General features: G+C 71.4%; 27 protein-coding genes. 18 read left to right on the forward strand and 9 right to left on the reverse strand.

Annotated features, from left to right (window positions below):
• Positions 1 to 340: 340 nt before the first annotated feature.
• Positions 341 to 988, reverse strand: coding sequence for a response regulator (locus BLW09_RS00005; protein ID WP_089906978.1), 648 nt, complete (start codon positions 986 to 988; stop codon positions 341 to 343).
• Between the two features lie 259 nt (positions 989 to 1247).
• On the opposite strand from BLW09_RS00005, the gene BLW09_RS00010 reads away from it, so the two are divergent.
• From BLW09_RS00010 to BLW09_RS00040, 7 genes are all read left to right on the forward strand, one after another.
• Positions 1248 to 4205 (forward strand): hybrid sensor histidine kinase/response regulator, encoded by a 2958-nt coding sequence (locus BLW09_RS00010; RefSeq protein WP_089906980.1) that lies wholly within the window; start codon positions 1248 to 1250, stop codon positions 4203 to 4205.
• Between the two features lie 160 nt (positions 4206 to 4365).
• On the forward strand, positions 4366 to 4671 hold the full coding sequence (locus tag BLW09_RS00015) for a hypothetical protein (protein ID WP_089906982.1): 306 nt from the start codon (positions 4366 to 4368) through the stop codon (positions 4669 to 4671).
• A gap of 113 nt (positions 4672 to 4784) precedes the next feature.
• Positions 4785 to 5762: a glycosyltransferase gene (locus BLW09_RS00020; RefSeq protein WP_089906985.1), complete on the forward strand. Its 978-nt coding sequence runs from the start codon at positions 4785 to 4787 to the stop codon at positions 5760 to 5762.
• A gap of 31 nt (positions 5763 to 5793) precedes the next feature.
• Positions 5794 to 6831 carry an iron-containing redox enzyme family protein gene (locus BLW09_RS00025; protein ID WP_442911281.1) on the forward strand — a complete coding sequence of 346 codons (1038 nt, stop codon included), beginning with the start codon at positions 5794 to 5796 and terminating at the stop codon, positions 6829 to 6831.
• Positions 6828 to 7034, forward strand: a complete 207-nt coding sequence (locus BLW09_RS00030) for a CDGSH iron-sulfur domain-containing protein (protein WP_089906989.1) — start codon at positions 6828 to 6830, stop codon at positions 7032 to 7034. The genes BLW09_RS00025 and BLW09_RS00030 overlap by 4 nt, the downstream gene beginning before the upstream one ends.
• 31 nt (positions 7035 to 7065) lie before the next feature.
• Positions 7066 to 7605 carry a DUF6328 family protein gene (locus tag BLW09_RS00035; RefSeq protein WP_089906991.1) on the forward strand — a complete coding sequence of 180 codons (540 nt, stop codon included), beginning with the start codon at positions 7066 to 7068 and terminating at the stop codon, positions 7603 to 7605.
• A 74-nt stretch (positions 7606 to 7679) separates the two neighbouring features.
• A complete protein-coding gene (locus BLW09_RS00040) occupies positions 7680 to 8015 on the forward strand; it encodes a histone-like nucleoid-structuring protein Lsr2 (protein WP_089916445.1) in 336 nt (111 codons plus the stop codon).
• Positions 8016 to 8025: 10 nt separating this feature from the next.
• Here BLW09_RS00040 and BLW09_RS00045 read toward each other — a convergent pair whose 3' ends face one another.
• From BLW09_RS00045 to BLW09_RS00055, 4 genes are all read right to left on the reverse strand, one after another.
• Positions 8026 to 8922: a glucose 1-dehydrogenase gene (locus BLW09_RS00045; RefSeq protein ID WP_089906993.1), complete on the reverse strand. Its 897-nt coding sequence runs from the start codon at positions 8920 to 8922 to the stop codon at positions 8026 to 8028.
• A 137-nt stretch (positions 8923 to 9059) separates the two neighbouring features.
• On the reverse strand, positions 9060 to 9998 hold the full coding sequence (locus BLW09_RS19230; protein ID WP_089906994.1) for a helix-turn-helix transcriptional regulator: 939 nt from the start codon (positions 9996 to 9998) through the stop codon (positions 9060 to 9062).
• Positions 9999 to 10068: 70 nt separating this feature from the next.
• Positions 10069 to 10242 carry a hypothetical protein gene (locus tag BLW09_RS19020; RefSeq protein WP_172824153.1) on the reverse strand — a complete coding sequence of 58 codons (174 nt, stop codon included), beginning with the start codon at positions 10240 to 10242 and terminating at the stop codon, positions 10069 to 10071.
• Between the two features lie 2 nt (positions 10243 to 10244).
• Positions 10245 to 10646: a ChaB family protein gene (locus BLW09_RS00055; protein ID WP_089906997.1), complete on the reverse strand. Its 402-nt coding sequence runs from the start codon at positions 10644 to 10646 to the stop codon at positions 10245 to 10247.
• Between the two features lie 135 nt (positions 10647 to 10781).
• On the opposite strand from BLW09_RS00055, the gene BLW09_RS00060 reads away from it, so the two are divergent.
• The 5 genes from BLW09_RS00060 (at position 10782) to BLW09_RS00080 (ending at position 16009) form a co-directional block, all read left to right on the forward strand.
• Positions 10782 to 11528 carry an alpha/beta fold hydrolase gene (locus BLW09_RS00060; protein ID WP_089906999.1) on the forward strand — a complete coding sequence of 249 codons (747 nt, stop codon included), beginning with the start codon at positions 10782 to 10784 and terminating at the stop codon, positions 11526 to 11528.
• Entirely contained in the window at positions 11525 to 12211 is a 687-nt protein-coding gene (locus BLW09_RS00065; protein WP_172824154.1) for an esterase/lipase family protein, read from the forward strand. Before BLW09_RS00060 ends, BLW09_RS00065 begins: the two co-directional genes overlap by 4 nt.
• Before the next feature lie 69 nt (positions 12212 to 12280).
• A complete protein-coding gene (locus BLW09_RS00070) occupies positions 12281 to 12655 on the forward strand; it encodes an META domain-containing protein (protein WP_231946955.1) in 375 nt (124 codons plus the stop codon).
• A 193-nt stretch (positions 12656 to 12848) separates the two neighbouring features.
• A complete protein-coding gene (locus tag BLW09_RS00075) occupies positions 12849 to 14282 on the forward strand; it encodes a glutamate decarboxylase (RefSeq protein WP_089907004.1) in 1434 nt (477 codons plus the stop codon).
• A gap of 59 nt (positions 14283 to 14341) precedes the next feature.
• Positions 14342 to 16009 carry an amino acid permease gene (locus BLW09_RS00080; protein ID WP_089907006.1) on the forward strand — a complete coding sequence of 556 codons (1668 nt, stop codon included), beginning with the start codon at positions 14342 to 14344 and terminating at the stop codon, positions 16007 to 16009.
• Positions 16010 to 16044: 35 nt separating this feature from the next.
• Here BLW09_RS00080 and BLW09_RS00085 read toward each other — a convergent pair whose 3' ends face one another.
• Entirely contained in the window at positions 16045 to 16950 is a 906-nt protein-coding gene (locus BLW09_RS00085) for an SDR family oxidoreductase (RefSeq protein WP_089907007.1), read from the reverse strand.
• 105 nt (positions 16951 to 17055) lie between these two features.
• On the opposite strand from BLW09_RS00085, the gene BLW09_RS00090 reads away from it, so the two are divergent.
• Both BLW09_RS00090 and BLW09_RS00095 read left to right on the forward strand, forming a co-directional pair.
• Entirely contained in the window at positions 17056 to 17619 is a 564-nt protein-coding gene (locus tag BLW09_RS00090) for a TetR/AcrR family transcriptional regulator (protein ID WP_089907010.1), read from the forward strand.
• Between the two features lie 77 nt (positions 17620 to 17696).
• A complete protein-coding gene (locus BLW09_RS00095; protein ID WP_089907011.1) occupies positions 17697 to 18686 on the forward strand; it encodes a PrsW family intramembrane metalloprotease in 990 nt (329 codons plus the stop codon).
• Here the strand turns inward: BLW09_RS00095 and BLW09_RS00100 are convergent.
• A complete protein-coding gene (locus tag BLW09_RS00100; protein ID WP_089907013.1) occupies positions 18646 to 19632 on the reverse strand; it encodes an NAD(P)/FAD-dependent oxidoreductase in 987 nt (328 codons plus the stop codon). The genes BLW09_RS00095 and BLW09_RS00100 overlap by 41 nt on opposite strands.
• A 66-nt stretch (positions 19633 to 19698) precedes the next feature.
• Here BLW09_RS00100 and BLW09_RS00105 point away from each other — a divergent pair, with 66 nt between their 5' ends.
• Positions 19699 to 20277, forward strand: coding sequence for a helix-turn-helix domain-containing protein (locus tag BLW09_RS00105; protein ID WP_089907015.1), 579 nt, complete (start codon positions 19699 to 19701; stop codon positions 20275 to 20277).
• Between the two features lie 15 nt (positions 20278 to 20292).
• Here the strand turns inward: BLW09_RS00105 and rimK are convergent, their stop codons facing one another.
• Positions 20293 to 21519 (reverse strand): 30S ribosomal protein S6--L-glutamate ligase, encoded by a 1227-nt coding sequence (gene rimK, locus BLW09_RS00110; protein WP_089907017.1) that lies wholly within the window; start codon positions 21517 to 21519, stop codon positions 20293 to 20295.
• Between the two features lie 26 nt (positions 21520 to 21545).
• Here rimK and BLW09_RS00115 point away from each other — a divergent pair, with 26 nt between their 5' ends.
• The gene (locus BLW09_RS00115) at positions 21546 to 22022 is read left to right on the forward strand and encodes an ATP-dependent zinc protease family protein (protein WP_089907019.1); all 477 of its coding nucleotides are present in this window, start codon (positions 21546 to 21548) and stop codon (positions 22020 to 22022) included.
• A 296-nt stretch (positions 22023 to 22318) separates the two neighbouring features.
• Here BLW09_RS00115 and BLW09_RS00120 read toward each other — a convergent pair whose 3' ends face one another.
• Positions 22319 to 23197 (reverse strand): hypothetical protein, encoded by an 879-nt coding sequence (locus BLW09_RS00120; protein WP_089907021.1) that lies wholly within the window; start codon positions 23195 to 23197, stop codon positions 22319 to 22321.
• A 31-nt stretch (positions 23198 to 23228) separates the two neighbouring features.
• Here BLW09_RS00120 and BLW09_RS00125 point away from each other — a divergent pair, with 31 nt between their 5' ends.
• Together BLW09_RS00125 and BLW09_RS00130 are read left to right on the forward strand one after the other, a co-directional pair.
• Positions 23229 to 24116, forward strand: a complete 888-nt coding sequence (locus tag BLW09_RS00125) for a DNA-methyltransferase (protein ID WP_089907024.1) — start codon at positions 23229 to 23231, stop codon at positions 24114 to 24116.
• Positions 24117 to 24184: 68 nt separating this feature from the next.
• Positions 24185 to 25009 carry a phosphatase PAP2 family protein gene (locus BLW09_RS00130; RefSeq protein ID WP_089907026.1) on the forward strand — a complete coding sequence of 275 codons (825 nt, stop codon included), beginning with the start codon at positions 24185 to 24187 and terminating at the stop codon, positions 25007 to 25009.
• Positions 25010 to 25065: the final 56 nt, after the last annotated feature.

The following is a 25065-nucleotide window of genomic DNA, read 5'->3' on the forward strand; positions in this document are numbered from 1 at the left end:
CCGCCTCCGTTCGACGCTGCCTTCCGGTGTGTCGTGTGGCAGTTCCTCCCTTTCCGTCGCTGCGGGAAACGGAGGCGCCGCGTCATGCGCGCCCGGTGTGTCGCGGGAAACGGAGGACACCGGGCTGCTTCCTCGCGCGTCCACCTCCGTTTGCGGCGAGGGCGGAGGGAGGCAGGGCGGAGGGAGGCAGGGTGGAGGGAGGCAGGGCGGAGGGAGGCAGGGCGGAGGGAGGCAGGGCGGAGGGAGGCAGGGCGGAGGGAGGCAGGGCGGAGGGAGGCAGGGCGGAGGGAGGCAGGCGGAGGCCGGGGCGGGAGGAAGGCCGATGGCGGGGGATCGGCCGCTAGCGGATCCGCACCCGGCCCTGCTGCCACAGCCGCGCGGCGGTGACCCGCGGGTTGGCCTGCTCGTCCGCGTCCACTCCGAGCGCCGTGTAGAGGCGGCCCAGCATGGTCTCGACCGCGCGGACGCTCGTCCCGCGCTCGGCGGCGATACGCCGGGTGGATGCGCCGGAGGCGACCAGGCGCAGCACCTCCGCCTGCGCACGCGTCACCGTACGGACGTCGTCGTCCGGCTCGGCCGGCTGGTGGTCGCCGCCGACGATCGCGGCGTCGACCGCCGCGACCAGCACATCCACGTCCTTCACCTGCGACTTCACGAGGTACACGACCGAGGGCGGCAGGGTGCCGTCGCCGACCGCGAGCTGCGGCGACAGGTGCGAGGTGAGCACGACGAGGCCGACCCAGGGCTGCTCCCGGTGGACGCGCCACAGCAGCTCCGCGCCCGAGTCCCCTCCGCCGAAGTCGAGGTCCGTCACGACGGCGTTCGGCTCGACCTTCGCGATGATCTCCCAGGCGTCGGCGGCGCTCGTCGCCTGAGCGGTCTCGATGCCGGTCGACCGCAGGGCGGAGGCGACCATCGACGCCGTGAAGACGTCGTCGTCGGCCACCACGGCGCGCAAAGTCCGTGTTCGCGCGGATGTATCGGTCATGGTTCTGGCTCCTGCCCCTTGTGTCACCGTCCCAGAGGTGGACGCCACGCAGCGGGCTCAGCAGTTCGGGTCAGGCAGCCGCTCCTGACCAGTATCGGTCGAAGGCTGCCGCGCCGCGGGCGGCCGAGGAGGCGCGGGCGTTCGCGCAGCGAACATCCGCAGGAGAGCGGGTCGTCAGCGACCGCGAGGACCTCCCGGCCCGGGGTTTCCGTGCCCATGGCCGTCAGTGTAGGCCCGAAAGTCCGCCTACAATCCCCCCATGCCCCAGCCGAAGCCATCTCGTGCGTCGCAGACGACTCCGTCCGACGCGTTGCGGCTGAACGGCCTGGATGCCCTGTTCCACGGGCACCCCGACGGCGTGTGCGTCGTCGACGTCGACGGCACCTTCGTCGAGTGCAACAGCGCGCTCGCCGCCCTGACCGGGTATCCGGCCGAGGAGCTGACCGGGATGTCGTTCGCTCGCCTCCTGCACCCGGACTCCCTCGCGTACACTCTCGCGCGGTTCGAGGAGGCCCTCGCCGGGGAGAACCGGCGCTACGTCACGCGCGTGGTCACACCCGACGGCCTCATCCGCTCACTGGATGTGACGATCATCCCGCTGCGCGGCACCGACCGCGAGGTGGCCGCCGTGCTCTCGATCGCCCGCGACATCGGGGACGTGGAGCGGTCCGCCGCGGAGGCCGCAGGCAACGAGGCCCTCGTCCGCATGGCGGCCCGCATCGCCGGGTTCGCCGGCTGGGCGGTCGACGTGACGACCGGCCGCGTCGAATGGAGCGAAGAGCTCTTCCGTCTGCTCGGGATGGAGCCCGGCCGGGTTCCGGAGGACGCCGAGCAGCTCGCGCTGTTCGAGCCGGAGGACCGGCGGGCGGTGCGGACCGCGTTCCAGCGCACCGCAACGCACGGCGTCCCGCTGGATGTGCGGGCCACGATCGTCGATGCGACCGGTCGGCTGGTCCACGCGCACCTGGTGGGCGAGCCGGAGCGCAACGAGAACGGCGACGTGGTCCGCATCCACGGCGCGTTCCACGACGTCACCGCGCTCGTGCGTCACCGCGAGGAGCAGCGGGCGATGGCGCGCCTGCTGCGCAGCTCGCTCGATCAGGTGCACGACGCCATCGGCTTCGTCGACCGCTCCTGGCGGTTCACGTTCGCGAACTCCTGGGCACTGGAGCTCGGCGGGATCGACGAGGCGCGGCTGCGCGACCGGACCGTGTGGGAGATGTTCCCGACGGCCCTCGGCAGTGCGTTCGAGGGCATCTACCGCGACGCCATGGATCGCGGGATCGCCGGCAGCGCCCGCGCGTTCTCGCCGAAGTGGGGGTGCTGGTTCGAGGTGGATGCGCATCCCACCGAGGAGGGCATCGCGATCATCGTCCGGGATGTGACCGAGGATCAGGAGGCCCGGCGCACCCTCGAGCAGTACACGCGTCGGGTGGCGTCGCAGGCCGCCCTGCTGGACGCGGCGCGCGACGCGATCCTGGTGCGCGACCTGGACGGGGTCATCCGGTACTGGAACCGCGGAGCGGAGGCGATCTACGGCATCCCCGCCACCGAGGCGGTCGGCCGTTCGGTGCGCGAACTGCTGTACGACGACCCGGCGGAGTTCGACGCGGCCACCGAAGCGCTGATGCGCGACGGGTACTGGGTGGGGGAGCTGCGGCAGCGCCGCGTCGACGGGTCGCAGCTGATCGCCGACTGCCGCTGGCAGCTCTCGCGTGGAGAGGACGGCGAGGTGACCGTCTTCGCCGTCAATTCGGACATCACCGAGTACCGCCGGCAGGAGGAGCAGCGCATCCGCACACAGCGGCTGGAGAGCCTGGGCACGCTCGCCGGCGGCATCGCGCACGACCTCAACAACGTCCTCACCCCGATCCTCATGTCGGTGCAGCTGCTGCGGCAGGACGAGCAGGATGCGCGCAGGCGCGAGCTCCTCGACACGCTGGACGCGGCGGCGCAGCGCGGTGCCGGGATGATCCGCCAGGTGCTCTCGTTCGCGCGCGGCTCCGAGGGGCGCCGGGAGCCGGTCGACCTGGTGGCCCTGCTGCGCGAGGTGGAGCGGTTCTGCCGCGAGACGCTGCCGCCCGCCATCGAGCTCGTGGTGGATGCGCCCGGCGAGCTCCCGGCCGTGACCGGCGACGACACGGAGCTGTTCCAGGTGCTGGTCAACCTGATCGCGAATGCGCGGGACGCCATGCCGGAGGGCGGGGCGCTGACCGTTCGGGCGGCGGCCGACGCCGACGGAGTCCGCCTGGAGGTGCGCGACTCGGGGTGCGGGATGGACGAACGCACGGCCGGGCGCATCCTGGAGCCGTTCTTCACGACGAAGGAGACCGGCACGGGCCTCGGGCTGCCCACCTCCGCGGCCATCGTCACGGCGCACGGTGGCGAGCTGCAACTGGAGACGGCGCCCGGCGCCGGCACCTCGGTCGCCTTCGTCCTCCCCGGTGCACGCGGCGAGGGAGGCGGGCGTCCCTTCACGCGCGCGCCGGCGGCACCGCGCGGGGAGGGCCGCCGCGTTCTCGTCGTCGACGACGAGGCCGCCATCGGCGAGCTGGTGCGGCAGACGCTCGACCAGAACGGCTTCGTGACGGAGGTCGCGCGCGGTGCGGAGGCGCTGGAGCTGCTGGTCGCCGGCAGGCGGTTCGACGCGGTCGTGACCGACATCATGATGCCCGGCGTCCCGGGCGAGCGGATCGCCCGGCTCGTGGCCGAGCAGCAGCCCGATGCGGCGATCGTCCTGATGAGCGGGATGCTGCCGGGGCCATCGGCGCGGGCGTCGGTGGAGCGCGACGGCGCCTCCTTCCTCGCGAAGCCGTTCACCCCGGCGGCGCTGCTCGCGACGCTGGACTCGGCGTTGAAGAAGCAGAGGAGCCTCGACCCGGACGCGATCCTGCGCACACTCGTCGAGCCGGCGCTGCGCGATGCCGTGGCCGTTCTCTCCGACGGGGCGCCGTCGGAGGCGGAGCGCGAGCGCCTCCGGGCCGCGCTGACCGCGGCGGCGGAGTCGTCGCAGCTGGCGCTGGGTGAGCGTGCGTCGGATCCGCGCATCCACCGCATCGTCGGGGCGGCCGCGTCGGCCGCGATGGCGCTCTCGTTCGGCGCAGACCTCGTCGCACCGACGGATGTCGTCGGGCGTCTGGAGGAGGGCCTGCGACTGATGGCGGCGGGATCCTGGCCACCCGAAGACCAGGATCCCGCCGCTGAGACGTTGCGCTGACACCGCCGTGGACCGGGGGGAACGGGACGGCATCGGCGAACGACCGAAACGATCTTCCCCGGTGACGCCGCCGTAGTGCAACGGCCCCGCGGGAGCTCTGTGCGTGGTGCGAACAAATCCACTAGCAGAGGAGAGCGCTCTCTTGTGCAAGGCTTCGGACATGAAGGAATCTCACAGCGCCGAATTGACGGAACCGGCGTCCGTTCACGGGCCGGGCCGCGCCCCGGCTGGGATGCCCCTCACGATCCGCCTCGGCGAGCAGGAGTACGCCGCCCTGGTCCGGATCGCACGCTCACGCGAGACGACAGCAGCCGCCCTGGTGGAGAAGCTGGTGCTGCACGCGCTGAGCCGGACCGACGTGCCTCCGCCGGTGGATTCGCATCCCGCCAGGAGGCACACCACGTACGAGGAGGCGACCGCGGGATTCCGCCCGGACGCCCCCGTGAGAACGGCCCCCGACATGTAGGAGGGGCGGCACCCCAGCGGAAAGCCGTCGCTCGCGCACCGCGCGCGTACAGTCCTCGGCGTGAACCATCGGCCGATCGCGCTTCGACGCCGCCCAGGTCTGACGGCGGCCGGATGAGACTCGACGCCGAATACGTGCTGCCGCTCCGGTGGGCGGATGATGCCGGGCTGGCCGAGCTGGTCGGGTATCTGACGGGGGTGCGCGACCTCGTCGACGTCACGGTGGTCGACGGATCGGAGCCGGAGCGGTTCCGCGCGCACGCGCACGCGCTCCCTGCGGGCGTCCGCCACCTCCCCGCTGAGCCGTGGCCGGGGCACAACGGCAAGGTGGCCGGTGTGATGACGGGGCTCCGCACCGCACGGCACGACCGCGTCGTCCTGGCCGACGACGACGTCCGGTACGACGACGGAGCACTCCGCGCCGTCGTGGGGATGCTCGACGCCGCCGACCTGGTGCGTCCCCAGAACGTGTTCGACCCCGCGCCCTGGCACGCACGCTGGGACACCGGGCGCAGCCTCCTGAACCGCGCCTTGGGCCATGACTATCCTGGCACGCTCGCCGTCCGACGCTCGCTCGTCCTCGACGCGGGCGGGTACGACGGCGACGTGCTCTTCGAAAACCTCGAGCTCATCCGCACCGTCCGGGCGGCGGGAGGCCGGGTGATCGCGGCGGATCGGATCGGCGTGGTCCGGCGGCCGCCCGAGCTCGGCCACTTCCTGCGGCAGCGTGTGCGCCAGGCGTACGACGACTTCGCCCAGCCCGCGCGGCTGGTGGCGGAACTGGCCGTGCTGCCCCTCGCGCTCGCTTCCGCTCGGCGACCGCGGCGCCTGCTGGCCGGCGTGCTCGCCGTCGTTGCGCTCGCCGAGGTGGGGCGCCGCCGGGCCGGGGGCCGTCGCCTGTTCCCGGCGACCGCCTCGCTGTGGGCTCCGGCCTGGCTGGCGGAGCGCGCCGTCTGCGCCTGGCTCGCCGTGGGGGCGCGGGTGCGCGGCGGCGTCCGCTACTCGGACGGCCGGCTCCTGCGTGCTGCGACTCCGCTCCGGGTCCTCCGCCGCCGCCACATGCACCGAAGCGCCGCTCAGGCAACCACTTGACCGCGCCTGCCGCCCCCGGTTCCGTGGAGGTATGACACCACGCATCACCCCGCGGGGGCCGGTGAGCGAGGCGCTGCTGGACGCGCTGAAGGCCGAGCCCTCCGCCGCATCGGACGACGTCGTCCGGTTCACCGGGAACGCCGCCGCCGCGCTCGCAGCGCACCCCGACCTGCTCACCGACGAGGACCTCCAGCTGACCCTCTTCCTGCTCTACGGGCTGCACTACGGCGACACCGTCGATGCCGACGACGAGTGGGAGTGGAACCCGGAGCTGCTGCGCACCCGTCGCACCATCGAGCGCGTCTTCGAGAGCCAGCTGCGCCGCCGCATCCCGGTCGGCGAGCTGCCGGCGGCGAACGCGGACGCCGTCGCCGCATACCTGTTCGAGCTGACCTCCGAGGACGGCGGCCCCAGCCTCTCGCGGTTCCTCGCCAAGAAGGCGACGGAGGAGCAGGCGGTGGAGTTCGTCATCCACCGCTCCATCTACACGCGCAAGGAGGCGGACCCGCACTCCTGGGCCATCCCGCGCCTCACCGGCCGGGCGAAGGCCGCGCTGGTGGAGGTGCAGTCCGACGAGTACGGAGCCGGGCGACCCGACCGCATCCACGCGGAGATCTTCGGACGCACCATGCGCGGCCTCGGACTGGACGACGGCTACGGCGCCTACGTCGACAACGTTCCGGCGATCACCCTCGCGTCGTTCACGATGATGTCGATGTTCGGCCTCAACCGCAGCCTCCGCGGCGCGATCACGGGCCACCTCGCCGCCTTCGAGATGACCTCGTCCATCCCGAACCGCTTCTACGGCAACGGCTTCCGGCGGCTCGGCCACGACGACGACGTGACCTGGTACTACGACGAGCACGTCGAGGCGGATGCGGTGCACGAGCAGATCGCCGGACGCGACCTCGCGGGCGGGTTGGCGGAGCAGCATCCCGAGCTCCTGCCCGACATCGTCTTCGGCGCCGCGGCCTGCCTGTACGTGGACGGCCTGGCCGCGCAGCACCTGCTGGAGAGCTTCGAGGCGGGTCGCAGCTCGCTCCGTCAGCCGCTGGCGGTGGCCGCATGACCGCCCACGAGGAGCAGCCGGTGATCGTCGCATGCCCGGACGGCCCGCTGCTCGTGCGCGGGCACATCGATCTGACGACCCCCGACGGCACGCCCATCGAGCAGCACCGGCGCACGGTGGCGCTCTGCCGCTGCGGCATCTCGACGATCAAGCCGTTCTGCGACGGCAGCCACAAGGCGGCGCACTTCCGCACCGACCACTGAGGGTGACAGCGACAACGGCTAAGGTTCCTGCATGACGGAGTACCCCGAGGTGTGGGACGCGCCGGAGGGCGAGGGCCAGGACGCCGACCCGGGCGACGGTCGCGACGAGACGACGGCCCAGCGCGCCGACCGCAACTGGAACGAGCTGCTGCAGGAGTTCCGCGTCTTCCAGACCGGCACGCAGATCCTCGCCGCCTTCCTGCTGACGCTGCCGTTCCAGCAGCGCTTCCAGCAGCTGGCGCCGTTCGACGTCGTCGTCTACCTCGTGCTCGTCTTCCTCGCGGTGACCGTGACGCTCCTGGCGCTCGCGCCGGTCGCCCTGCACCGCCTGCTGTTCCGGCAGAAGGCGAAGACCGAGCTGGTCGGTCTCGGCAGCAAGCTCCTCATCGTGTGCCTGGCCGCGGCATCCCTGCTGTTCACGGGCATCGTGCTGTTCATCGTCGACTTCCTGCTCGCACCGCCCGCCGGGGTGATCGCGGCCGGCTGCGTCTTCGTCGTGCTGATCGTGATCTGGGTCGTGCTGCCCCTGGTGATCCGGGCTCAGCGGAGGGCGCACGTCAGCGGTCGCTGACGGCCGCCTCCCCGATAGGCTTCGCGACAAGCGCACCCGCGGGTGCATCCGATCGGCGAAGCGGCGGGATGGACATGGCGAAGCGAGTCACCTATCAGTTGATCGACGACCTCGATCAGTCCGTGATCCCGGAGGGCGAGGGCGAGACCATCGAGTTCTCCCTCTCGGGGGCGCAGTACGTGATCGATCTGTCCTCCGAGCACGCCGAGCAGTTGCGCGCCGACTTCGCCAAATGGATCGAGGCGGCCGGCCGCAACGCCGCACCCGGTTCAGACGCCCCTCCTTCGGCCGACGAGCGCCGCGCGATCCGCGAGTGGGCGCGGGCGAACGGCGTCGAGGTGGGCGCGCGCGGTCAGATCCCGAGGGATGTCGTCGAAGCGTTCCGGACGGGGCGGCCGACCGCGCGCTGACCGTTCCGACTCACGGAGTGGGCATGCCGCCCGTGACGGAGAGCGTCTCGCCGATGACATAGCTCGACTCGGGCGACGCGAGGAAGACGTACGCGGGCGCGAGTTCGGCCGGCTGTCCGGGTCGTCCGAGCGGGGTCTGCTGGCCGAACTCCGGGATCGCCTCGGCGGGCTGCCCCTTGCTGACCTGAAGTGGGGTCCAGATCGGTCCGGGTGCGACGGCGTTCACGCGGATGCCCTTCGGCGCCAGCTGCTGCGCGAGGGCTTTCGTGAAGGCGTTGATCGCGGCCTTCGTCGTCGCGTAGTCGACGAGCTGCTCGCCCGGCTGGTACGCCTGGATCGACGTGGTGTTGATGATCGTCGCGCCCGCGGGCAGGTGCGGGAGCGCTGCGCGCGTCAGCCAGAACATCGCGTACACGTTGGTCTTCATCGTGTGGTCGAACTGGTCGTCGGGGATGTCCGTGAGGCTCTCCGCCGCGATCTGCTTCCCGGCGTTGTTCACGAGGATGTCGATGCCGCCGAGCTCGTCGAGCGTCCTCTTCACGATCTCGTCGCTGAACGCGCGCTCCTTGAGGTCGCCGGGGATGGCGACGGCGGTCCGGCCGGCATCGCGGATCAGGCCGGCGACGCGCTGCGCGTCCTCCTCCTCTTCCGGGAGGTACACGATCGCCACGTCGGCGCCCTCGCGGGCGAAGGCGATCGCGGCGGCAGCGCCGATCCCGGAGTCGCCTCCGGTCACGATGGCCTTGCGGCCGGTGAGGCGGCCGCTGCCGACGTAGCTGTCCTCGCCCAGGTCGGCGCGCGGGCTCAGGTCGCTCTCGAGTCCGGGCTCCGGCACCTGTTCCTCGTCGGGCGAGATGGCGGGGTAGCGGTCGACGGGGTTGTCGAAGGTGTACTGGTTCTCTGGCATACCTCCACGCAACCACTCCACCCGCACGCGTCCAGGGGGCTGCGCGCTCCCGCATCCCGGGGTACGCCCCCGAGTTGCGGCATCTGGTCACCACTCGCCGCGGATTGCGGCAACCACTCACGTCTCGACGGAGGAAGCTAGGACTGCAGGGCCGCGGGATGCCGGCCGTACGTCTCGCGGTAGCGGCGGGCGAAGCGGTCGAGGTCGGCGAAACCCCAGCGTCCGGCGAGGTCGGCGAGGTCGACCGTGGCGGGGTCGGCCACCTGGAGCTCGGTGTGCGCCGCCGACAGCCGCACCTGCTGCAGGTAGCCCTGGGCCGTCGTCCCCGCGTTGGTGCGGAAGGCGGCGTGGAGCTGCGCGATCGTCGCGCCGGACGCCCCGGCGATGTCGGTCACCGTGATGGGCAGGGAGGCGTAGTCGTCGATGAAGCGCACCGCGCGGCGATAGGAGTCGAGTTGCGCGGCGGGCGTCTGCGCCCGCTCCCGGGGATCGGTGCTCAGCGGGAAGCAGTTGAGGGCGGCCAGCGAGAGCGTGTGGAACAGGCTTGCGCGCACCAGCGGATGCCGGAAGGTTCCCGACTCCATGTACTCGGCGGCGACGGTCGCGGCGGTGAGCATGTATTCGGAGTGGCGGGCGCTCCGCGTCTGGGCGGAGTCGAAGACGACGGTCAGGTCGTCGTCGGCGAAGGTGGTCCTGGCGACGTCCTGCAGCGTGGTGGGCGAGAGGAAGATGTTCACGACCTCGCTGTTCTCGGAGGAGCAGCTGAGGTCGTGGCCCGGGCGCACGAGGAACGGCGCGCGCGTTCCGGAGGCCCGGTCGCCGTCGATCTCCCAGAAGTAGGTGCCGCTGACCACGTTGGCGATGACGAGGTCATCGAATCCCCCGGAGCTCTCCCACTCGCCGCCGATCTCGTAGCGGGCGACGGAGAAGGAGGCGTCGATGGCCTGGTCCACCTCGAAGGAGAAGCCGGCGTCCGGCTCCGATGCGAAGGCGAAGCGACCGCCACCGGCGGCGACCAGCGCGTCGGCCTCCGCCGGATCGCAGGTCTGGCTGTGCAGCCGGGAGAAGTCAGCCATCCGCCAACGCTACCCCGCCCCCCTGAGGAAACGGAGGGTACGGCGAGGAGGCCGCCGGGACGGACGTTCGTTATTCGGTACGGCCGAGGACGCCGACCGGGATCCCGAAGGAGAGCGCGATGCAGACGATGCCCGCGAAGAACACCAGACCCTGCCACGCCGGGAGGGTGTCGGCGAGCCCCAGCAGGAAGATCCCCACCAGGAACAGGATGAAGCATCCGATGAACGCGAGCACGTCGCCCATGGCTAGCCCTTCTTTCGTGATGCCGCCGTCTTGCGGCGGTTGGCGCGTTTGATCTCGTCGACCAGCTCGTCCTTCGTCATGCGCGTCCGGCCGCGGATGTCGAGGCGCTTGGCGATGTCGAGCAGGTGGGTCTTCGACGCGTTCGCGTCGACCCCCTCCTCGGTCGGCGCGTCCGTGTCGCGGCCGCCGGCCGCCTTGCGGTCGGACGGCCCGTTCTCGGCCTTGCGCTCCCAGTGGTCGCCGACCTTCTCGTACTCGTTCTTGAGTGCGGCGAAGGCGGTGCGGTGGGCCCGTTCGCCCTCCCCGTACTCCTCGACCGCCGAGTCGTGCGCCTTCGACCAGAGGGCCTGGGCGTGCTTCTCGGAGCGCTCGAGGGTGGAGGGCAGCTCCTGCGATGCGGGCATGATCCTGTGGTACTCCTTCCGTTCCCGTCCGGGCTAGTCCCTCTCCACAGCTACCCCGCTCGCGCCGGTTTTCAACCGGGTCCCGCCCGGGGTCCCGCGCGACGGCAGCGGCCGGCGCGCGGGTAGCGTGGGGGCGTGATCGACGACCGCCCCGCCCCCGCTCCGACCGCGCGCTCCGTCGTCACCGTCGACACCGGAGGCGATGGTCCCGTCTTCCTGCTGGTGCACGGGATCGGGGTCAGCTCGCGGTACTTCGAGCGGCTGGTGCCGGCGCTCGCCGGCGAGGGGAGGGTCGTCGCCATCGACCTGCCGGGGTTCGGGAAGGCGAAGCCGTTCCGGCCGGGCCACCCGCTCGCCATGGCCGACTTCGCCGACTCCCTGGCGGCGTTGCTCGACGACGCCGGAATCGCGGACGCGATCGTGGTCGGCCATTCGATGGGGGCCCAGGTCGCGGTCTGCCTGGCCGCCCGCCGGCCCGACCTCGTCCAGGCGCTCGCGCTGCTCGATCCCGTGATGGCGCCGCAGGACCGCAATCCGCTGAGGGCCGGCGCCCTCCTCGCGTTCGACACCCTGCGGGAGGATCGCCGCGCCAACCGCATCGTCGTCGGCGACTATCTGCACTGCGGACTCGCCTGGTATCTCGCTACGCTGCCCGCCATGCTGGAGTACCGCATCGAGGAGGAGCTGGAGCACGCCCAGGTGCCGACCGTGGTCGTCCGCGGCGCGCGCGACCCGATCGCGCGCGACCACTGGGTCTCCGAGCTCGCACGACGCACCGGCGGGGAGGCCGCCCGCATCCCGGCGGCCGCCCACGTGGTGATGCACCGCGCCCCCTGGCGGACCGCCGCCCTGATCACCCGGCTCGTGCGGGTCCCTCGATGAGACGCACGCTGCTGCGCCGCGCCGGCGTACTCGCGCTGGACTGGCTCTACGCCGGGCGTCACCAGCTGCGCGCCGCGTTCGACCGCAGCACGCCCGACGGGCTCGTGGCCGGCGAGGGACACCGTGCGCCGGTGGTGCTCATCCCGGGCATCTTCGAGACGTGGCGCTTCCTCCGCCCGCTCGCCCAGCACATCCACGCCTCCGGCCACCCCGTGCACGTCGTCACCGCCCTCGAGGACAACCGCATGTCGGTGCCGCAGGCGGCGGCGCTCGTGCAGCGCCACCTCGACGATCACGACCTCACGGACGTCGTGATCGTCGCGCACAGCAAGGGCGGCCTGATCGCCAAGTACCTGATGGGGATGCCGGACTCCGGGCCGCGCATCCGCACCACGGTCGCCGTGGCCACGCCGTTCGGCGGTTCGTCGCTCGCCCGCTTCATCCCGGTCTCGAGCGTCCGGGCCCTCATGCCGTCGTCCCCCGGCGTGCTGAGGCTCGCGCTCAACCGGGCGGTGAACGCGCAGATCGTCTCCGTCTGGGGCTGGTTCGACCCGCACGTCCCGGCCGGCAGCAGGCTCGAAGGCGCCCGCAACATCGAACTGGACGTCGGCGGCCACTTCCGCATCCTCGCCCGGCCCGAACTGCTCGCCATCGTCGACGAGGTGCTCGCCCCGGCCGACTGAGGATCGATTCCCCCTGTCGCCCACCGCGGCTCCGGCGCTACTCTGGCGGCCAGAAGCCGGGGAGGGATCATGCTGCGCCAGCGACGGATGCACCGCCTGACCGTGGTCGCGGCCGCGGTCCTGCTGCTCGCCGGCTGCGCCGGCACCCCGAGCGGCCAGGCGGTGGTGGGTCGATGGGGCTCCACCTCGGCGGGCCAGCCCAACCTCGACATCCAGAACGACGGCACCTTCGCCGGCTCCGACGGCTGCAACACCCTCTCGGGCAAGGGCCAGATCGACGGCGACGAGATCACCTTCGGGCCCATCGCCGCAACGCTCATGGCGTGCGAGAACGTCGACACCTGGCTGAGCAAGGCCGCGACGGGCAACGTCTCCGGCGACACGATGACCGTCCTCGACGGCAGCGGCTCCACCATCGGCACGCTCAAGCGCTCCGGCGCCTGACGCCCGGCGCCAGATTCCGACGCCGCTTCGCGGAGCCCCTGCGGCGGAAACCGCGAGAACTGTCTAGCGCGCCGAAACGCGGCCTCGTTACGGTGACGCTGTCCGGCCCGGTCGGGGTCCGATCGGCCGGACGACGGAGAAGCGAACGTCCACTGCGCGAGCCGGTGCCCGCGCCGTCCGAGGAGTGAAGCGAATGACCATCTCAGAGTCGAAGAAGCGGGCGGCGGCATCGCACCTGCCGACGACCGCCTACACGGGGATCAGCGACCGCACCCAGCTCAACCCCATCTTCGCCCGCCCGGGCGAGAGCACCGATCTGCCGGTGGACCGCATCCCCGACAACGAATCGCTGCCGGAGACCGCCTACCAGATCGTCCACGACGAGTCGATGCTCGACGGCAACGCGCGGCTGAACCTGGCCACCTTCGTCGGGACCTGGATGGACGACCACGCCGCGCGGCTGTACTCGGAGTCGGCCGACAAGAACATGATCGACAAGGACGAGTACCCGCAGACCGCCGCGATCGAGACGCGCTGCTGGAAGATGATCGCCGGACTGTGGAACGCTCCTGACCCCGAGAAGGCCATCGGCACCTCCACCATCGGCTCCTCCGAAGCGTGCATGCTCGGCGGCCTGGCGCTGAAGCGGCGCTGGCAGCAGGCCAGGAGGGCTGAGGGCAAGCCCACCGACAAGCCCAACCTCGTGCTCTCCAGCGCCGTCCAGGTGTGCTGGGAGAAGTTCTGCAACTACTGGGATGTCGAGGCCCGCTACGTGCCGATCAGCCTCGACCACAAAGTCCTCGACGGCTACGAGCTCGAGAAGTACGTCGACGAGAACACCATCGGCGTCGTCGCCATCATGGGCGTCACCTACACCGGGATGTACGAACCGGTCGCGCAGATCTCCGAGGCCCTCGACCGCATCCAGGCCGACACGGGACTCGACATCAAGATCCACGTGGATGGTGCCTCCGGCGGCATGATCGCGCCCTTCCTGCAGCCCGAGCTGTCGTGGGACTTCCGCGTCGACCGGGTCGTCTCGATCAGCACCTCCGCACACAAGTACGGCCTGGTGTACCCGGGCCTCGGCTGGGTGGTCTGGCGCACCGTCGAGGATCTGCCGGCCGATCTGGTGTTCGACGTCACCTACCTCGGCGGCCACATGCCGACCTTCGCGCTGAACTTCTCGCGGCCGGGCGCCCAGGTGCTGCTGCAGTACTACCTGTTCCTGCGGCTCGGCTTCGACGGCTACTACCGCGTGCAGAAGGCGTCGCAGGATGTGGCGCTCTACCTCTCCGGGGAGATCGCCACGATGCCCGCGTTCGAGCTGTGGAACGACGGCTCCGACATCCCCGTCTTCGCGTGGCAGCTGAAGAAGGGCCACACCGAGAACTGGAACCTGTACCACCTCTCGGAGCGGCTGCGGCTGAAGGGATGGCTGATCCCCGCCTATCCGATGCCCGACGACCTCAGCGACCTGACCGTGCAGCGCATCGTCGTCCGCAACGGATTGAGCCGCAACCTGGCGGAGTCGCTGATCGGCGACATCCGCGAGGCCGTCGAGTACCTCGATCAGCTCGAGGGCCCGATGCCGACGGAGGGCCAGACGGCCTCCTTCACCCACTGACCGCCGGACCGGCGAACGAGACCCGGCGCAGAGCGCCCCCAGATGAGCGGGAGAAGACCATGACTGCAACCAGCGAGCCCAAGAAGGCGACCTCGGGGCACACCCGAGCCGACGGCACGCCGGCGCCCGGGCCCGATCACGTCAAGCCGCACCCCTTCGCCTCGGTGGCGCACAAGCCGGCGATCGGGTCGCCGGGCACGACGGCGACCAAGTTCATGAGCATCACCCAGCTGGCCATGCTCACCGTCGTCGCCGTCGCCTCCCTGCGCAGCCTCCCCGCCATGGCCGGGTACGGCCTGGGCTCGGTGACGCTGTTCATCATCCCGGCGATCTTCTTCCTGATCCCGGTGGCGCTCGTCGCGGCGGAGCTCGCCACCGGCTGGAAGGGCGGCGTCTTCACCTGGGTGCGGATGGCGTTCGGCGAGCGCTGGGGGTTCCAGGCGATCTGGCTGCAATGGGTGCAGAACGTGGTCTGGTACCCGACGCAGATCGCGTTCATCGCCGCGTCGCTGGCGTTCGTGTTCCTCGACCCGAACCTGGCGAACTCCGGCCTCTACACCGCCATCGTGATCCTCGTCATCTACTGGTTCTCGACGTTCATCACGCTGCGCGGCGGCAACCTCTTCGCGAAGGTCGGATCGTGGTCGGGCCTGGCGGGAACGATCTTCCCCGGCCTCCTGCTGATCGTGTTCGGCGCGATCTGGCTCGGGTCGGGCCAGCCCAGTCAGACCCCGCTCGAGGCGTCGGCGATCATCCCGCCGTTCACCGGCATCGCCTCGATCGTGCTGATCGTGTCGAACGTGCTGGCCTACGCGGGCATGGAGGTCAACGCCGTCCACGCGAACGATTTGAAGAGCCCGGGGAAGGGGTACCCGAAGACGGTGCTCATCGCATCGATCCTCATCCTCGGGATCTTCATCTTCCCGACCGTCGCCATCGCGGTCGCGGTGCCGTCGTCCGAGCTCGGGCTCACCACCGGCATCAACCTGGCGTTCCAGACCTACTTCGACACCTGGGGGATGGCCTGGGCGACCCCGCTGATCTCCCTGCTGATCGCGCTCGGGGCGTTCGCCTCGGTGGTCACCTGGATCGCCGGGCCGTCGCGCGGCCTGCTCGCCGCTGCCCGCTCGGGCTACCTGCCGCCGTTCCTGCAGCGCCGCAACAAGGCGGGCGTGCAGGTCGGCATCCTGAACGTGCAGGGGATCGTGGTCACCCTGCTCGCCGCGCTGTTCATCTTCGTCCCGAACATCAACACGGCGTTCATCCTGCTGGTCGACATGGCGGCGGCGCTCTACCTGATCATGTACATGATGATGTTCGCGGCGGCCATGCGGCTCCGCCGAACCCAGCCCGGCGTCACGCGCACCTACCGCACGCCAGCGATGGGCCTGATCGCGACGATCGGTTTCCTCGCCTGCCTCGCGGCGTTCGCCCTCGGCTTCGTGCCGCCTTCGGGCTTCGCGGCGGGTGCACCGGGATGGGCGTACCCGGCCCTGGTCGCGGCGATCGTCATCCTGCTGGGCGTTCCCCCGCTGATCTTCTATGCGGCCAGGCGTCCCGGATGGGACCAGCGGTCGGCGGCGGAGAAGGCGACGTTCGACGACGTGCTGGTGAACCCGAGCACCACCGCGCCGCCGGCATCGTCGACTCCGCCGTCGTCCACCCCTCCGGCGCCGTCCACCCCTCCGGCGCCGTCCACCCCTCCGCCTCCGTCCGCGACCCCCTGAGGTGCTCGCGCCCGCGAGCACCTCGCGGGCGGGGGTCAGGCGGCGGCGCGGGCGAAGTAGGAGCCGGCGGCGAGGTCCTCGAGGAGGGACGAGCCCGTCGGCTCCCAGTCGAAGCGGCGCCGGGTGAGCTCGTTGGAGGCCTGGAGGTCGAGGGCGAAGATCCGCCCGATCCAGCCGAAGTGCTCTCCGACATCGTCGGGGTCGATCGAGGCGACGGGCAGCCCGAGCCCTGCGCCGATCGCCTCGGCGATGTCGCGGGTGCGCACGCCCTGCTCTCCCACGGCGTGCACGATGGTCGCGGCGGACGCGTTCTCGAGGGCACGGGCCACCAGGCGGGCCGCATCCCCGCGGTACACCGCGGGCCAGTGGCCGGCACCGTCTCCGACGTAGCCGGAGACGCCCTTCTCGCGTGCGACGCGCACCAGTTCGGCGATGAACCCGTGGTCGCCCGCGCCGTGCACGGTCGGAGCGAAGCGCACGGCGACCGGGTGGATGCCGCGGTCGACGAACCCGAACGCCAGCTCCTCCGCGCCGCCGCGCGGGGCGTCCGGCCCGGCGAACGGCGCGAGGACCTCCTCGGTGGCGACCTGGCCGGGCGCGACGAAGGCGACACCCGAGGCGAAGAGCAGCGGAGCGCCGGTGCCGGCGAGGGCGTCGCCGAAGGTCTCGATGGCGGCGCGTTCGGTGCGGCCGGCGCCGGCCTGGTCGCCGAAGTCGTGGTTGTAGCCCAGGTGGATCACGGCGTCGGACGCGGTGGCGGCGGCGCGCAGCACCTCCCGGTCGCCCAGCCCGCCGACGATCGGCTCGACGCCGGCGGCGCGGAGTCGGGCGGCGGACTCGTCCGATCGGGCCAGCCCGTGGACCTCGTGCCCAGCGGCGAGGAGTTCCGGGACGACGGCCGACCCGATCCAGCCCGATCCTCCTGTGATGAATACCCGCATGATGTGCTCCTTTCGCACGTCTCTGCCGGTCGAACGGCCGACGATGTCAGAGACTGACGTCAGCGTAGCACTCATGTCAGCAACTGTCATCACTACACTGGTCCTATGGGACGCTGGGAGCCGGACGCACGAGGCCGCCTCGGGCGCGCCGCGCTGGAGCTCTACCTCGACCCGGGATACGAGCAGACGACGGTGGCCGACATCGCTGCGCGCGCGGGCGTGACCGAGCGCACCTTCTTCCGCCACTTCGCCGACAAGCGCGAGGTGCTGTTCGCCGGCTCGGCCGCGTTCCAGGAGACGGTGCTGGATGCCATCGCCGCCCAGCCGGACGGCCCGACCGCGTTCGCCGTCGCCGCCGCCGGGATGGATGCCGCGGCGGCCTTCATCGCAGGCAATCCCGACCCGACGTTCGCACGTCGCCGCGCGGCCGTCATCGCGGCCAATGCGAGCCTGCAGGAGCGCGAGCTGCTCAAGCTCGCGACGGTGGCGTCCGCCTCCGCGACCGCGCTCGCGGCGCGCGGCTTTCAGCCGGAGGAGGCGGCCATCGCGGCCGAGGCCGCGATGGCGGCGTTCCGGCTCGCGTTCGAGCGCTGGATCGCCTCCGACGGCGGTCTCGACCTCCGCGAGCTGCTCGCCGAGGGCGTCGCGCGCTTCCGTTCGCTCGCCTGATCGGGCGCGCGGCCGCCGCGGTGGGAGGATGATCGCACGGTCGGCGGTGGGCGCGGCATCGAGCGAAGGGGAGTCGGATGACAGCACAGACGTGGACGGGCGGCCCGGAGGCCGCACCGCACCCGCACCACCATCACGGCTGGTGGTGGAAGACGCTGCTCACGGGCCTCGCACTGTGGATCCTGACGATCGTCGTCACGATCGTGACGGGCAACACCAACCTGATCCCGACGCTCATCCTGCTGGGCAGCTTCCTCGTCCCGTTCTGCGTCGTCCTCTTCGCCATCGAACGCGTCGGCGGCAGCGTGAGCTCGCTGCAGCTCGTGCTCGCGTTCTTCATCGGCGGCATCTTCGGTGTGCTCGGCGCTTCGCTGCTCGAGGTGAATCTGCACCAGAGCTACTGGCTGTACCTGCTGGTCGGCCTCATCGAGGAGCTGGTGAAGGGCATCCTGCTGGTCATCATCGGCTGGCGGGTCGTGCCGAAGACGGCCGCCCAGGGCGCGCTGCTCGGTGCGACGGTCGGTGCGGGCTTCGCCGCCTTCGAGTCGGCCGGATACGCATTCAACGCCGCGATCACGGCGCGCGGAATCGACCTCGTCTCCCTGCTGGAGACCGAGGTGCTGCGAGCGATCCTCGCCCCCGTCGGGCACGTGCTCTGGACGGCGGTGCTCGGCGCGGTGCTGTTCGGCGCCGCGCGCGGCCGCGACCGCTTCCGGTTCTCGATCTGGATCGTGGTGACCTACGTGGGCGTCGCCGTCCTGCACGGGCTGTGGGACTCGGCGAGCGACCTGGCCGCCGTGATCGCCCTCCTCGCGAACGGCCGGGCGATCGAGGAGCTCACCACCGCGGGCGGTCTCAGCGCGCAGACCGCATCGGCCGTGACCGCGCTGGCCGGCATCCTCTACATCGTCGTGCTGATCGTGGTGGCGGCCGGCGGCATCCTCACGCTCTGGCTCGTGCTGCGGCACTACCGGCGTGCCGAACGTGCCGGGGCGGTCGCGCATTCGGCCGTCGGGCAGCCGGCCGTCAGCGACCCGCCGGCGCCTCCGCAGCGGCCGATCGTCTGAGCGTCACGGCGCGGTCGGCGTCCTCCATCACGAGCTCCGCGTTGATCTGGGCGCCGGCCAGCGCGCCGGCGGCCGCGGCCGCGCCGACCTGCGCTTTGGCATCGGCGACGTTGCCCGCCGCCCAGACGCCGGGAATGCCCGTGCGCCCGAACTCGTCCGCCTGGATGCTGGTGCCCATCCCGCCGGGAAGCTCGACGCTGCGAAGCCCCAGGGAGGCGAGCCCCTGCGTGCGCGCCTCCATCCGCGACGCGACGGCGAGCACGTCGCGGGCGACGACGGCGCCGTCGTCGAGCCGGACGCCGGTGATGCGGTCGCCCGCCGTCTCGACCGTGGCGACGCGTCCGGCGACCACGGGGATGCCCAGCGCGTCGAAGCGGGCCAGGGCCGCGTCATCGGGCTCGTGACCGTTCGCCAGGTACACGACGTCGTCCGAGAGCTGCCGGAACAGCAGCGCCTGATGGACGGAGCCGTCACCGGTCGCGACGACGCCGATGGCGCGGTCGCGCACCTCCCAGCCGTGGCAGTACGGGCAGTGCACGAGGTCACGTCCCCAGCGATCGGCGAGACCGGGGATGTCGGGGAGCACGTCCCGCAGCCCCGTCGCCACGAGCAGGCGACGGGCCCCGATCGTGCGGCCGTCGTTCAGGGTGACGACGAATCCGTCGCCCGCACGCACCGCGTCCGTCACTTCGCCGTCGAGGATGCGGCCGCCGTAGCGTCGCACCTCGTCCCGCCCCGTCCGCAGCAGTTCGGCCGGCGGCATCCCTTCCCGGCCGAGGAGTCCGTGGACGCCCTCGGCGGGCGCGTTGCGCGGCGAGCCCGCGTCGATCACGAGCACGTCCCGTCGCGAGCGCGCCAGCATCAGCGCGCCGCTGAGCCCCGCCGCGCCGCCGCCGATCACCACGGCGTCCGCCGTCCCGTCCTGCTGTCCCCAGTGGTCCGTCATGCCGCCAGTTTCGATGCTGTGTCCCCGAATCGGCAACTCTTCTTGCCGAAGTGGCAAACTGGGGCCATGGACACGGAAGACGCCATCGCGGCCGCCGGAGCGCGCCTGCGTCGCCTGCGCAACGATCGCGGCCTCACCCTCGCCGAGGTCGAGGAGGCGACCGGGATCTCGGCCAGCACGCTCAGCCGCCTGGAGTCCGGGCGACGCCGGGCGACGCTCGAGCTGCTGCTCCCCCTCGCGCGGGTCTACGGCACTTCCCTCGACGAGCTGGTCCGCGCCCCCGCCGCCGACCCGCGCGTGCGCGCGCGGCCCATCCGGCGCGACGGGATGACGATGCTGCCGCTGTCGCGGCAGGCCGCGGAGCTGCAGGCCTTCAAGATCGTCATCCCGGCCGGCGCCCGTACGGTTCCGCGGCAGCGGACGCACGACGGCTACGAGTGGCTCTACGTGCTCAGCGGCCGCCTCCGCCTGAAGCTCGGCGACGAGGAGGTCGTGCTGGAGCCCGGCGAGGCGGCCGAGTTCGACACGCGGGTGCCGCACTGGTTCGGGACAGAGACCGGCGGGGCGGTCGAGCTGCTCTCGCTGTTCGGCGCGCAGGGAGAGCGCGCGCACGTCCGTGCCCGGACGACCGCGGAGCGGGCCTGACGCCGACGCGGCGGCTCACTCCGTCCCGGTTGCGGTTCCGCTCTCGCTCTCGGTCAGTGCCTCCTGCGCCTCCTTCGGCAGCTTCCGCACCTTGGCGCGGCGCTTGCGGCGGTCCGGGATCATCGACCGCATCTCCTCGAGGCGGCCGAAGCACAGCAGCCGGTCCCCGGCCTCCAGAACGACGCCGCTGCGCGGGTTCGGGATGACGGACGCGCCCCGGTGCAGGGTGAGCACCGAGATGTCGCGGTCGCCGAGGCCGGAGTCGCGGAGCGTCTTGCCGACGAGGTCCGCGTTGGTGTGCACGAGCAGTTCGGCGACGCCGTAGCCGGTCGAGACGGTGAGGCGCTGACGGACGTCGATCTCGGGGAACGCCACCTGGTTGTCGATGAAGTCGATGATCGCCCCGGCCACATCCAGCCCGGTCGCCCGCTCGATCCCCTCGAGGCCCGGGGAGGAGTTGACCTCCATGACCAGCGGGCCGTCCTTGCCCTCGAGCATGTCGACGCCGGCGACCCGCAGTCCCATGATCTGCGCCGATCGGACGGCGGCCTCCTCGAACTCCGGGGTGAGTGCGACCTTCTCGACGGTGCCGCCGCGGTGGACGTTGGACCGGAACTCGTCGCCGCTCGCCACGCGCCGCATCGCGGCGACCACGCGGTCGCCGACGACGAGCGCGCGGATGTCGCGCCCGCGGCTCTCGGCGATGAAGCTCTGGATGAGCACGTTCTGCTTCGTCGAGTGGAGGGTCTCGATGATCGACTCGGCGATCTTCGCCTCCGGCGCCAGGATGACCCCGATGCCCTGCGTGCCCTCGAGCAGCTTGATGACCACCGGCGCACCGCCCACGCGCTCGATCGCCATGCGCACGTCCGCGCGGCTGTTCACGAACGCCGTGCGCGGCATCCCGATGTTGTGGCGCGAGAGGATCTGCGTCGCCCGCAGCTTGTCGCGCGAGTTCGTGATGCCGTTCGCCGTGTTGGGCGTGTACACATCCATCTGCTCGAACTGCCGCACGACGGCAGTGCCGTAGTAGGTGATCGAGTTGCCGATGCGCGGCAGGATCGCGTCGTAGTCGGACAGCAGCCGGCCGCGGTACTGCAGGTCCGGTTCGTCGCCGGAGAGGTCGATCGCGAACCGCAGCGTGTTGAGCACCTTGACCGTGTGACCGCGGTTCTCGGCCGCCGAGCGCAGCCGCTGCGTCGAGTACGCGTGCGGGGCGCGCGAGAGGATGGCGAGTTTCACGGGGCTGCTCCTGCGAAGATGGGGAAATGACCGACCTCCATCCAACCACCGACATGGTCGGCTGGCGTGAGTGGGTGAGCCTTCCCGGTATCGGCGTGCCGTGGATCAAGGTGAAGGTCGACACCGGAGCCCGCAGCTCGTCCCTGCACGCCTTCGACATCGAGGAGCTGCCGGGCGACCGCGTGCGGTTCCGGGTGCAGCCGTGGCAGGACTCCGACAGGGATGCGGTCACCGCCGAGTGCCCGGTGCACGACCGCCGCGTGGTGCGCAGTTCGTCCGGTCACACGGAGGAGCGGATCGTCGTGCTGCTCGACGTCGTGCTCGGCGGCCGGCCGGTCACAGCGGAGACGACGCTGACCAACCGCGATCAGATGGGCTTCCGGATGCTGGTCGGGCGCGAGGCGCTGCGCCAGGGCTTCCTGGTCGACCCGGCCCGCTCGTTCCTGGGCGGCCGCGCCCCCCGCGAGATCCGCCGCCGCAACCGCGGGCGCGAACTCGCCTGACGCGCGCACCTCCCGTCGCCGCTTCTCCTCCCTTGCCGCGCGCTGGCGTAAACGGAGGATTTTCCGGCCGTTTCGGCCGCCAGCCCCTCCGTTTCTGGCCGAATCACCCATCCCATCCCCGCTTCGCCTCCGTTTCCGCACCCAGATCGCTGCGGTGGCAGGCCGCGCGAAACGGAGGCGATGGATGCTCGACGCGCCGAGAGAGTACGGAAACGGAGGACATCCGCACCGGGAACTCGGCTCGTCTCCTCCGTTCGCGAAGCCGGAGGGGGAGGCGGGCGGAAGGGGCGCGGCGCTCAGTCGAGGCCGAGCTCGCGCCGCCAGTGGGCCAGGAACTCGGCACCGGCGTCGTCGTGGATGGCATCGCCGATCGTGATCACCTGGTACGGCCGGTCGAGCACGCCGTCGGCGGGCCGCACGTCCACGTGCGCCACGTCGTATCCCGCGTCGTGGACGAAGTCCGCCATCTTGTAGTCGCTGCGCGAGTCGCCGACCGAGCGCCAGCGGCGGGGGAGCGGCCCGCGCGCCGCGAAGTAGTCGAAGGCGCGCTGCGCACCGCGGTCCTTGTCGAGCAGCACCGACTCGATGTCCGTCGAGATGATCGTCGGGTCGATCCGGTAGGGCACGGCGCCGTCGGCGTCCGGCGCCACCCGGTCGCCGTAGCGCAGGCCGACTCCGAGTCCGGTCAGCGCGTCGAAGGCGGCGTCCTGGAAGCGCGACTGCGCCTCGGCGTAGGTGTCGGCATCCACATCCGTGCGCTGCTCGACGGAGATCATCGCGCGCTTGGTCTCGTCGAAGAACATGGTGTCGGCGAAGCGGTCGCGCACCAGGCGGCGGACCGCGTCGACGGCCTCCGGCGAGAAGGCGACGGTCTCGTCCACGGTGACCTCGCCCATCCCCTCGCCCGTGATCGGCGCCCAGGCACCGCCCTTCTCGAACACGCCGAACATCCGCGCCCGCTGCTGGTCGAGGGCGTCGCCCAGGCCGGCGTCGCACAGCGGAGTCACCACCTGGTTGCGGATGAAGTCGCCGGATCGCCCGGTGATGAACGCGATCGGGACGCCCGCTGCCGCCATCGCGACCAGATCGGTGACGATGCTGCGGATGGCGATGGTACGGGTGACGGGACTCGCGAGGGGCCCGTCGACGTCGAAGAGGAGGCCGAGGTTGTGCACAGTCCATTCTCTCCGCTGCGAGAATGGTCGCATGTCGCAGCCCGCTCCCGCAGTCCCGCCGCTGTGGCATCCGGATGCGCCCAGCACCGTCGTTCAGGGCGACAACCTCGCGGTGCTGGCCGACCTCCCGGACGCCTCGTTCCGCCTGATCTACCTGGACCCGCCGTTCAACACCGGGCGGCCGCAGGCGCGGCAGACCCTCACCTCGGTGCGATCCGAGGGCGGCGCGGGCAGCGTGATCGGCTTCAAGGGCCGCAGCTACGAGCGCATCAAAGGCGATCTGCTCAGCTACGACGACCGCTTCGAGGACTACTGGGGCTTCCTGGAGCCACGGCTCATCGAGGCCTGGCGGGTGCTCGCCGACGACGGGACGCTGTACCTCCACCTCGACTACCGCGAGTCGCACTACGCCAAGGTGCTGCTGGATGCGCTGTTCGGCCGAGAGTCGTTCCTCAACGAGATCATCTGGGCCTACGACTACGGCGCGAAGCCGAAGAACCGCTGGCCGGCCAAGCACGACACGATCCTCGTCTACGTGAAGGACCCGTCGGCGTACCACTTCGACTCCGCCGCGGTCGAGCGCGAGCCGTACATGGCCCCCGGCCTGGTCACTCCCGAGAAGGCGCAGCTCGGCAAGCTCCCCACCGACGTCTGGTGGCACACCATCGTGTCGCCGACGGGCCGCGAGAAGACCGGCTACCCGACGCAGAAGCCGGAGGGCGTGCTGCGGCGCATCGTGCAGGCGTCGAGCCGCGAGGGGGACTGGGTGCTCGACTTCTTCGCGGGAAGCGGCACGACCGGCGCCGTGGCGTCGGCGCTCGGGAGGCGGTTCCTCCTGGTCGACAGCAACCCGGCGGCCGTCGCGGTCATGCGTGACCGGTTGGCGGCCTGCGAACCCGGCGTCCGCTTCGTCGGCTGAGCGCATCCTCCCCATCCTCGGCGTTCGTCCGGAAATCTCAGAGTCGTGTGTGGAAGGGTGGATGCACTATGCGATCGAGCCTCCGCACCCTCCCCTTCCTCTGGGGTGCGCTCGTCTCCGCCGGCTCGTTCGTCGCGGTCTACGTGGTGTTCGTGCAGAGCTACATCGGCCAGGTGATCGATGAGCGCGCGTTCGCCGGAGCGGACGCCTGGAAGGGCGACGTGATCGAGTTCGCGCACACGTTCCTCAATGCGCTGCCGGTCGCATCGGTGGTGATCGGGGCTGTCGCGGCCATCGCGATCGTGCTGGTCCGGCGCAACTGGCTGGTCTTCGCGGTCGCCGTCGGTGCGGCCATCGGGGCGAACGTGAGCACGCAGGTGCTGAAGTACACCATCCTGTCGCGGCCCGAGAAGGGCGTGGATGTCGGCCTGTCCAACTCGCTCCCCTCCGGTCACACCGCCGTCGCCGCGTCTGCGGCCCTGGTCGTCTTCCTGGTCGCGTCGCCGCGCCTCCGGCCGGTGGCGGCGGTCGTCGGATCGGTCTTCGCGATTGCTGCCGGCGCATCCACTCTCGTGGAGCAGTGGCACCGGCCGAGCGATGTGGTGGCCGGGATGCTGGTGGTCGCGTTCTGGGGCTGCCTCGCCGGGATCGTGCTCTCCTGGCTGCGCCTGCCGGGTGCCGAGCCGCCGGTGCGGAGCAAGCTGTGGCCGCTGGTCTGGATCGGCTCGGTCTGCGCGGCCGGCTCGGTCATCGCGCTGCTGGTGACCTACTTCTCGGCGCAGTCCGGCACCCAGCACCTGTTCATCGCCTACGCGGGCGGCGTCGCGGCGATCGTCGCGACGGGGTTCGTCCTGGCGGCGCTGGGCAACCGCCTGTACCGCCGGCTGGCCTGAGGCGGGTCGCGCGCGGGCCCGCGGGTCAACGGCCGGTCGCACCGTCCGCGCGCTCG

Origin of the sequence: Leifsonia sp. 21MFCrub1.1 (genome assembly GCF_900107895.1) — a bacterium.
Classification (GTDB): domain Bacteria; phylum Actinomycetota; class Actinomycetes; order Actinomycetales; family Microbacteriaceae; genus Leifsonia; species Leifsonia soli.

Bases quoted from the DNA above. Each gene is read 5' to 3' on its own strand.
- BLW09_RS00005 (WP_089906978.1), bottom strand. From the start codon at position 988: ATGACCGATACATCCGCGCGAACACGGACTTTGCGCGCCGTGGTGGCC.
- BLW09_RS00010 (WP_089906980.1), top strand. From the start codon at position 1,248: ATGCCCCAGCCGAAGCCATCTCGTGCGTCGCAGACGACTCCGTCCGAC.
- BLW09_RS00015 (WP_089906982.1), top strand. From the start codon at position 4,366: ATGAAGGAATCTCACAGCGCCGAATTGACGGAACCGGCGTCCGTTCAC.
- BLW09_RS00020 (WP_089906985.1), top strand. From the start codon at position 4,785: ATGAGACTCGACGCCGAATACGTGCTGCCGCTCCGGTGGGCGGATGAT.
- BLW09_RS00025 (WP_442911281.1), top strand. From the start codon at position 5,794: ATGACACCACGCATCACCCCGCGGGGGCCGGTGAGCGAGGCGCTGCTG.
- BLW09_RS00030 (WP_089906989.1), top strand. From the start codon at position 6,828: ATGACCGCCCACGAGGAGCAGCCGGTGATCGTCGCATGCCCGGACGGC.
- BLW09_RS00035 (WP_089906991.1), top strand. From the start codon at position 7,066: ATGACGGAGTACCCCGAGGTGTGGGACGCGCCGGAGGGCGAGGGCCAG.
- BLW09_RS00040 (WP_089916445.1), top strand. From the start codon at position 7,680: ATGGCGAAGCGAGTCACCTATCAGTTGATCGACGACCTCGATCAGTCC.
- BLW09_RS00045 (WP_089906993.1), bottom strand. From the start codon at position 8,922: ATGCCAGAGAACCAGTACACCTTCGACAACCCCGTCGACCGCTACCCC.
- BLW09_RS19230 (WP_089906994.1), bottom strand. From the start codon at position 9,998: ATGGCTGACTTCTCCCGGCTGCACAGCCAGACCTGCGATCCGGCGGAG.
- BLW09_RS19020 (WP_172824153.1), bottom strand. From the start codon at position 10,242: ATGGGCGACGTGCTCGCGTTCATCGGATGCTTCATCCTGTTCCTGGTG.
- BLW09_RS00055 (WP_089906997.1), bottom strand. From the start codon at position 10,646: ATGCCCGCATCGCAGGAGCTGCCCTCCACCCTCGAGCGCTCCGAGAAG.
- BLW09_RS00065 (WP_172824154.1), top strand. From the start codon at position 11,525: ATGAGACGCACGCTGCTGCGCCGCGCCGGCGTACTCGCGCTGGACTGG.
- BLW09_RS00070 (WP_231946955.1), top strand. From the start codon at position 12,281: ATGCTGCGCCAGCGACGGATGCACCGCCTGACCGTGGTCGCGGCCGCG.
- BLW09_RS00075 (WP_089907004.1), top strand. From the start codon at position 12,849: ATGACCATCTCAGAGTCGAAGAAGCGGGCGGCGGCATCGCACCTGCCG.
- BLW09_RS00080 (WP_089907006.1), top strand. From the start codon at position 14,342: ATGACTGCAACCAGCGAGCCCAAGAAGGCGACCTCGGGGCACACCCGA.
- BLW09_RS00085 (WP_089907007.1), bottom strand. From the start codon at position 16,950: ATGCGGGTATTCATCACAGGAGGATCGGGCTGGATCGGGTCGGCCGTC.
- BLW09_RS00090 (WP_089907010.1), top strand. From the start codon at position 17,056: ATGGGACGCTGGGAGCCGGACGCACGAGGCCGCCTCGGGCGCGCCGCG.
- BLW09_RS00095 (WP_089907011.1), top strand. From the start codon at position 17,697: ATGACAGCACAGACGTGGACGGGCGGCCCGGAGGCCGCACCGCACCCG.
- BLW09_RS00100 (WP_089907013.1), bottom strand. From the start codon at position 19,632: ATGACGGACCACTGGGGACAGCAGGACGGGACGGCGGACGCCGTGGTG.
- BLW09_RS00105 (WP_089907015.1), top strand. From the start codon at position 19,699: ATGGACACGGAAGACGCCATCGCGGCCGCCGGAGCGCGCCTGCGTCGC.
- BLW09_RS00115 (WP_089907019.1), top strand. From the start codon at position 21,546: ATGACCGACCTCCATCCAACCACCGACATGGTCGGCTGGCGTGAGTGG.
- BLW09_RS00125 (WP_089907024.1), top strand. From the start codon at position 23,229: ATGTCGCAGCCCGCTCCCGCAGTCCCGCCGCTGTGGCATCCGGATGCG.
- BLW09_RS00130 (WP_089907026.1), top strand. From the start codon at position 24,185: ATGCGATCGAGCCTCCGCACCCTCCCCTTCCTCTGGGGTGCGCTCGTC.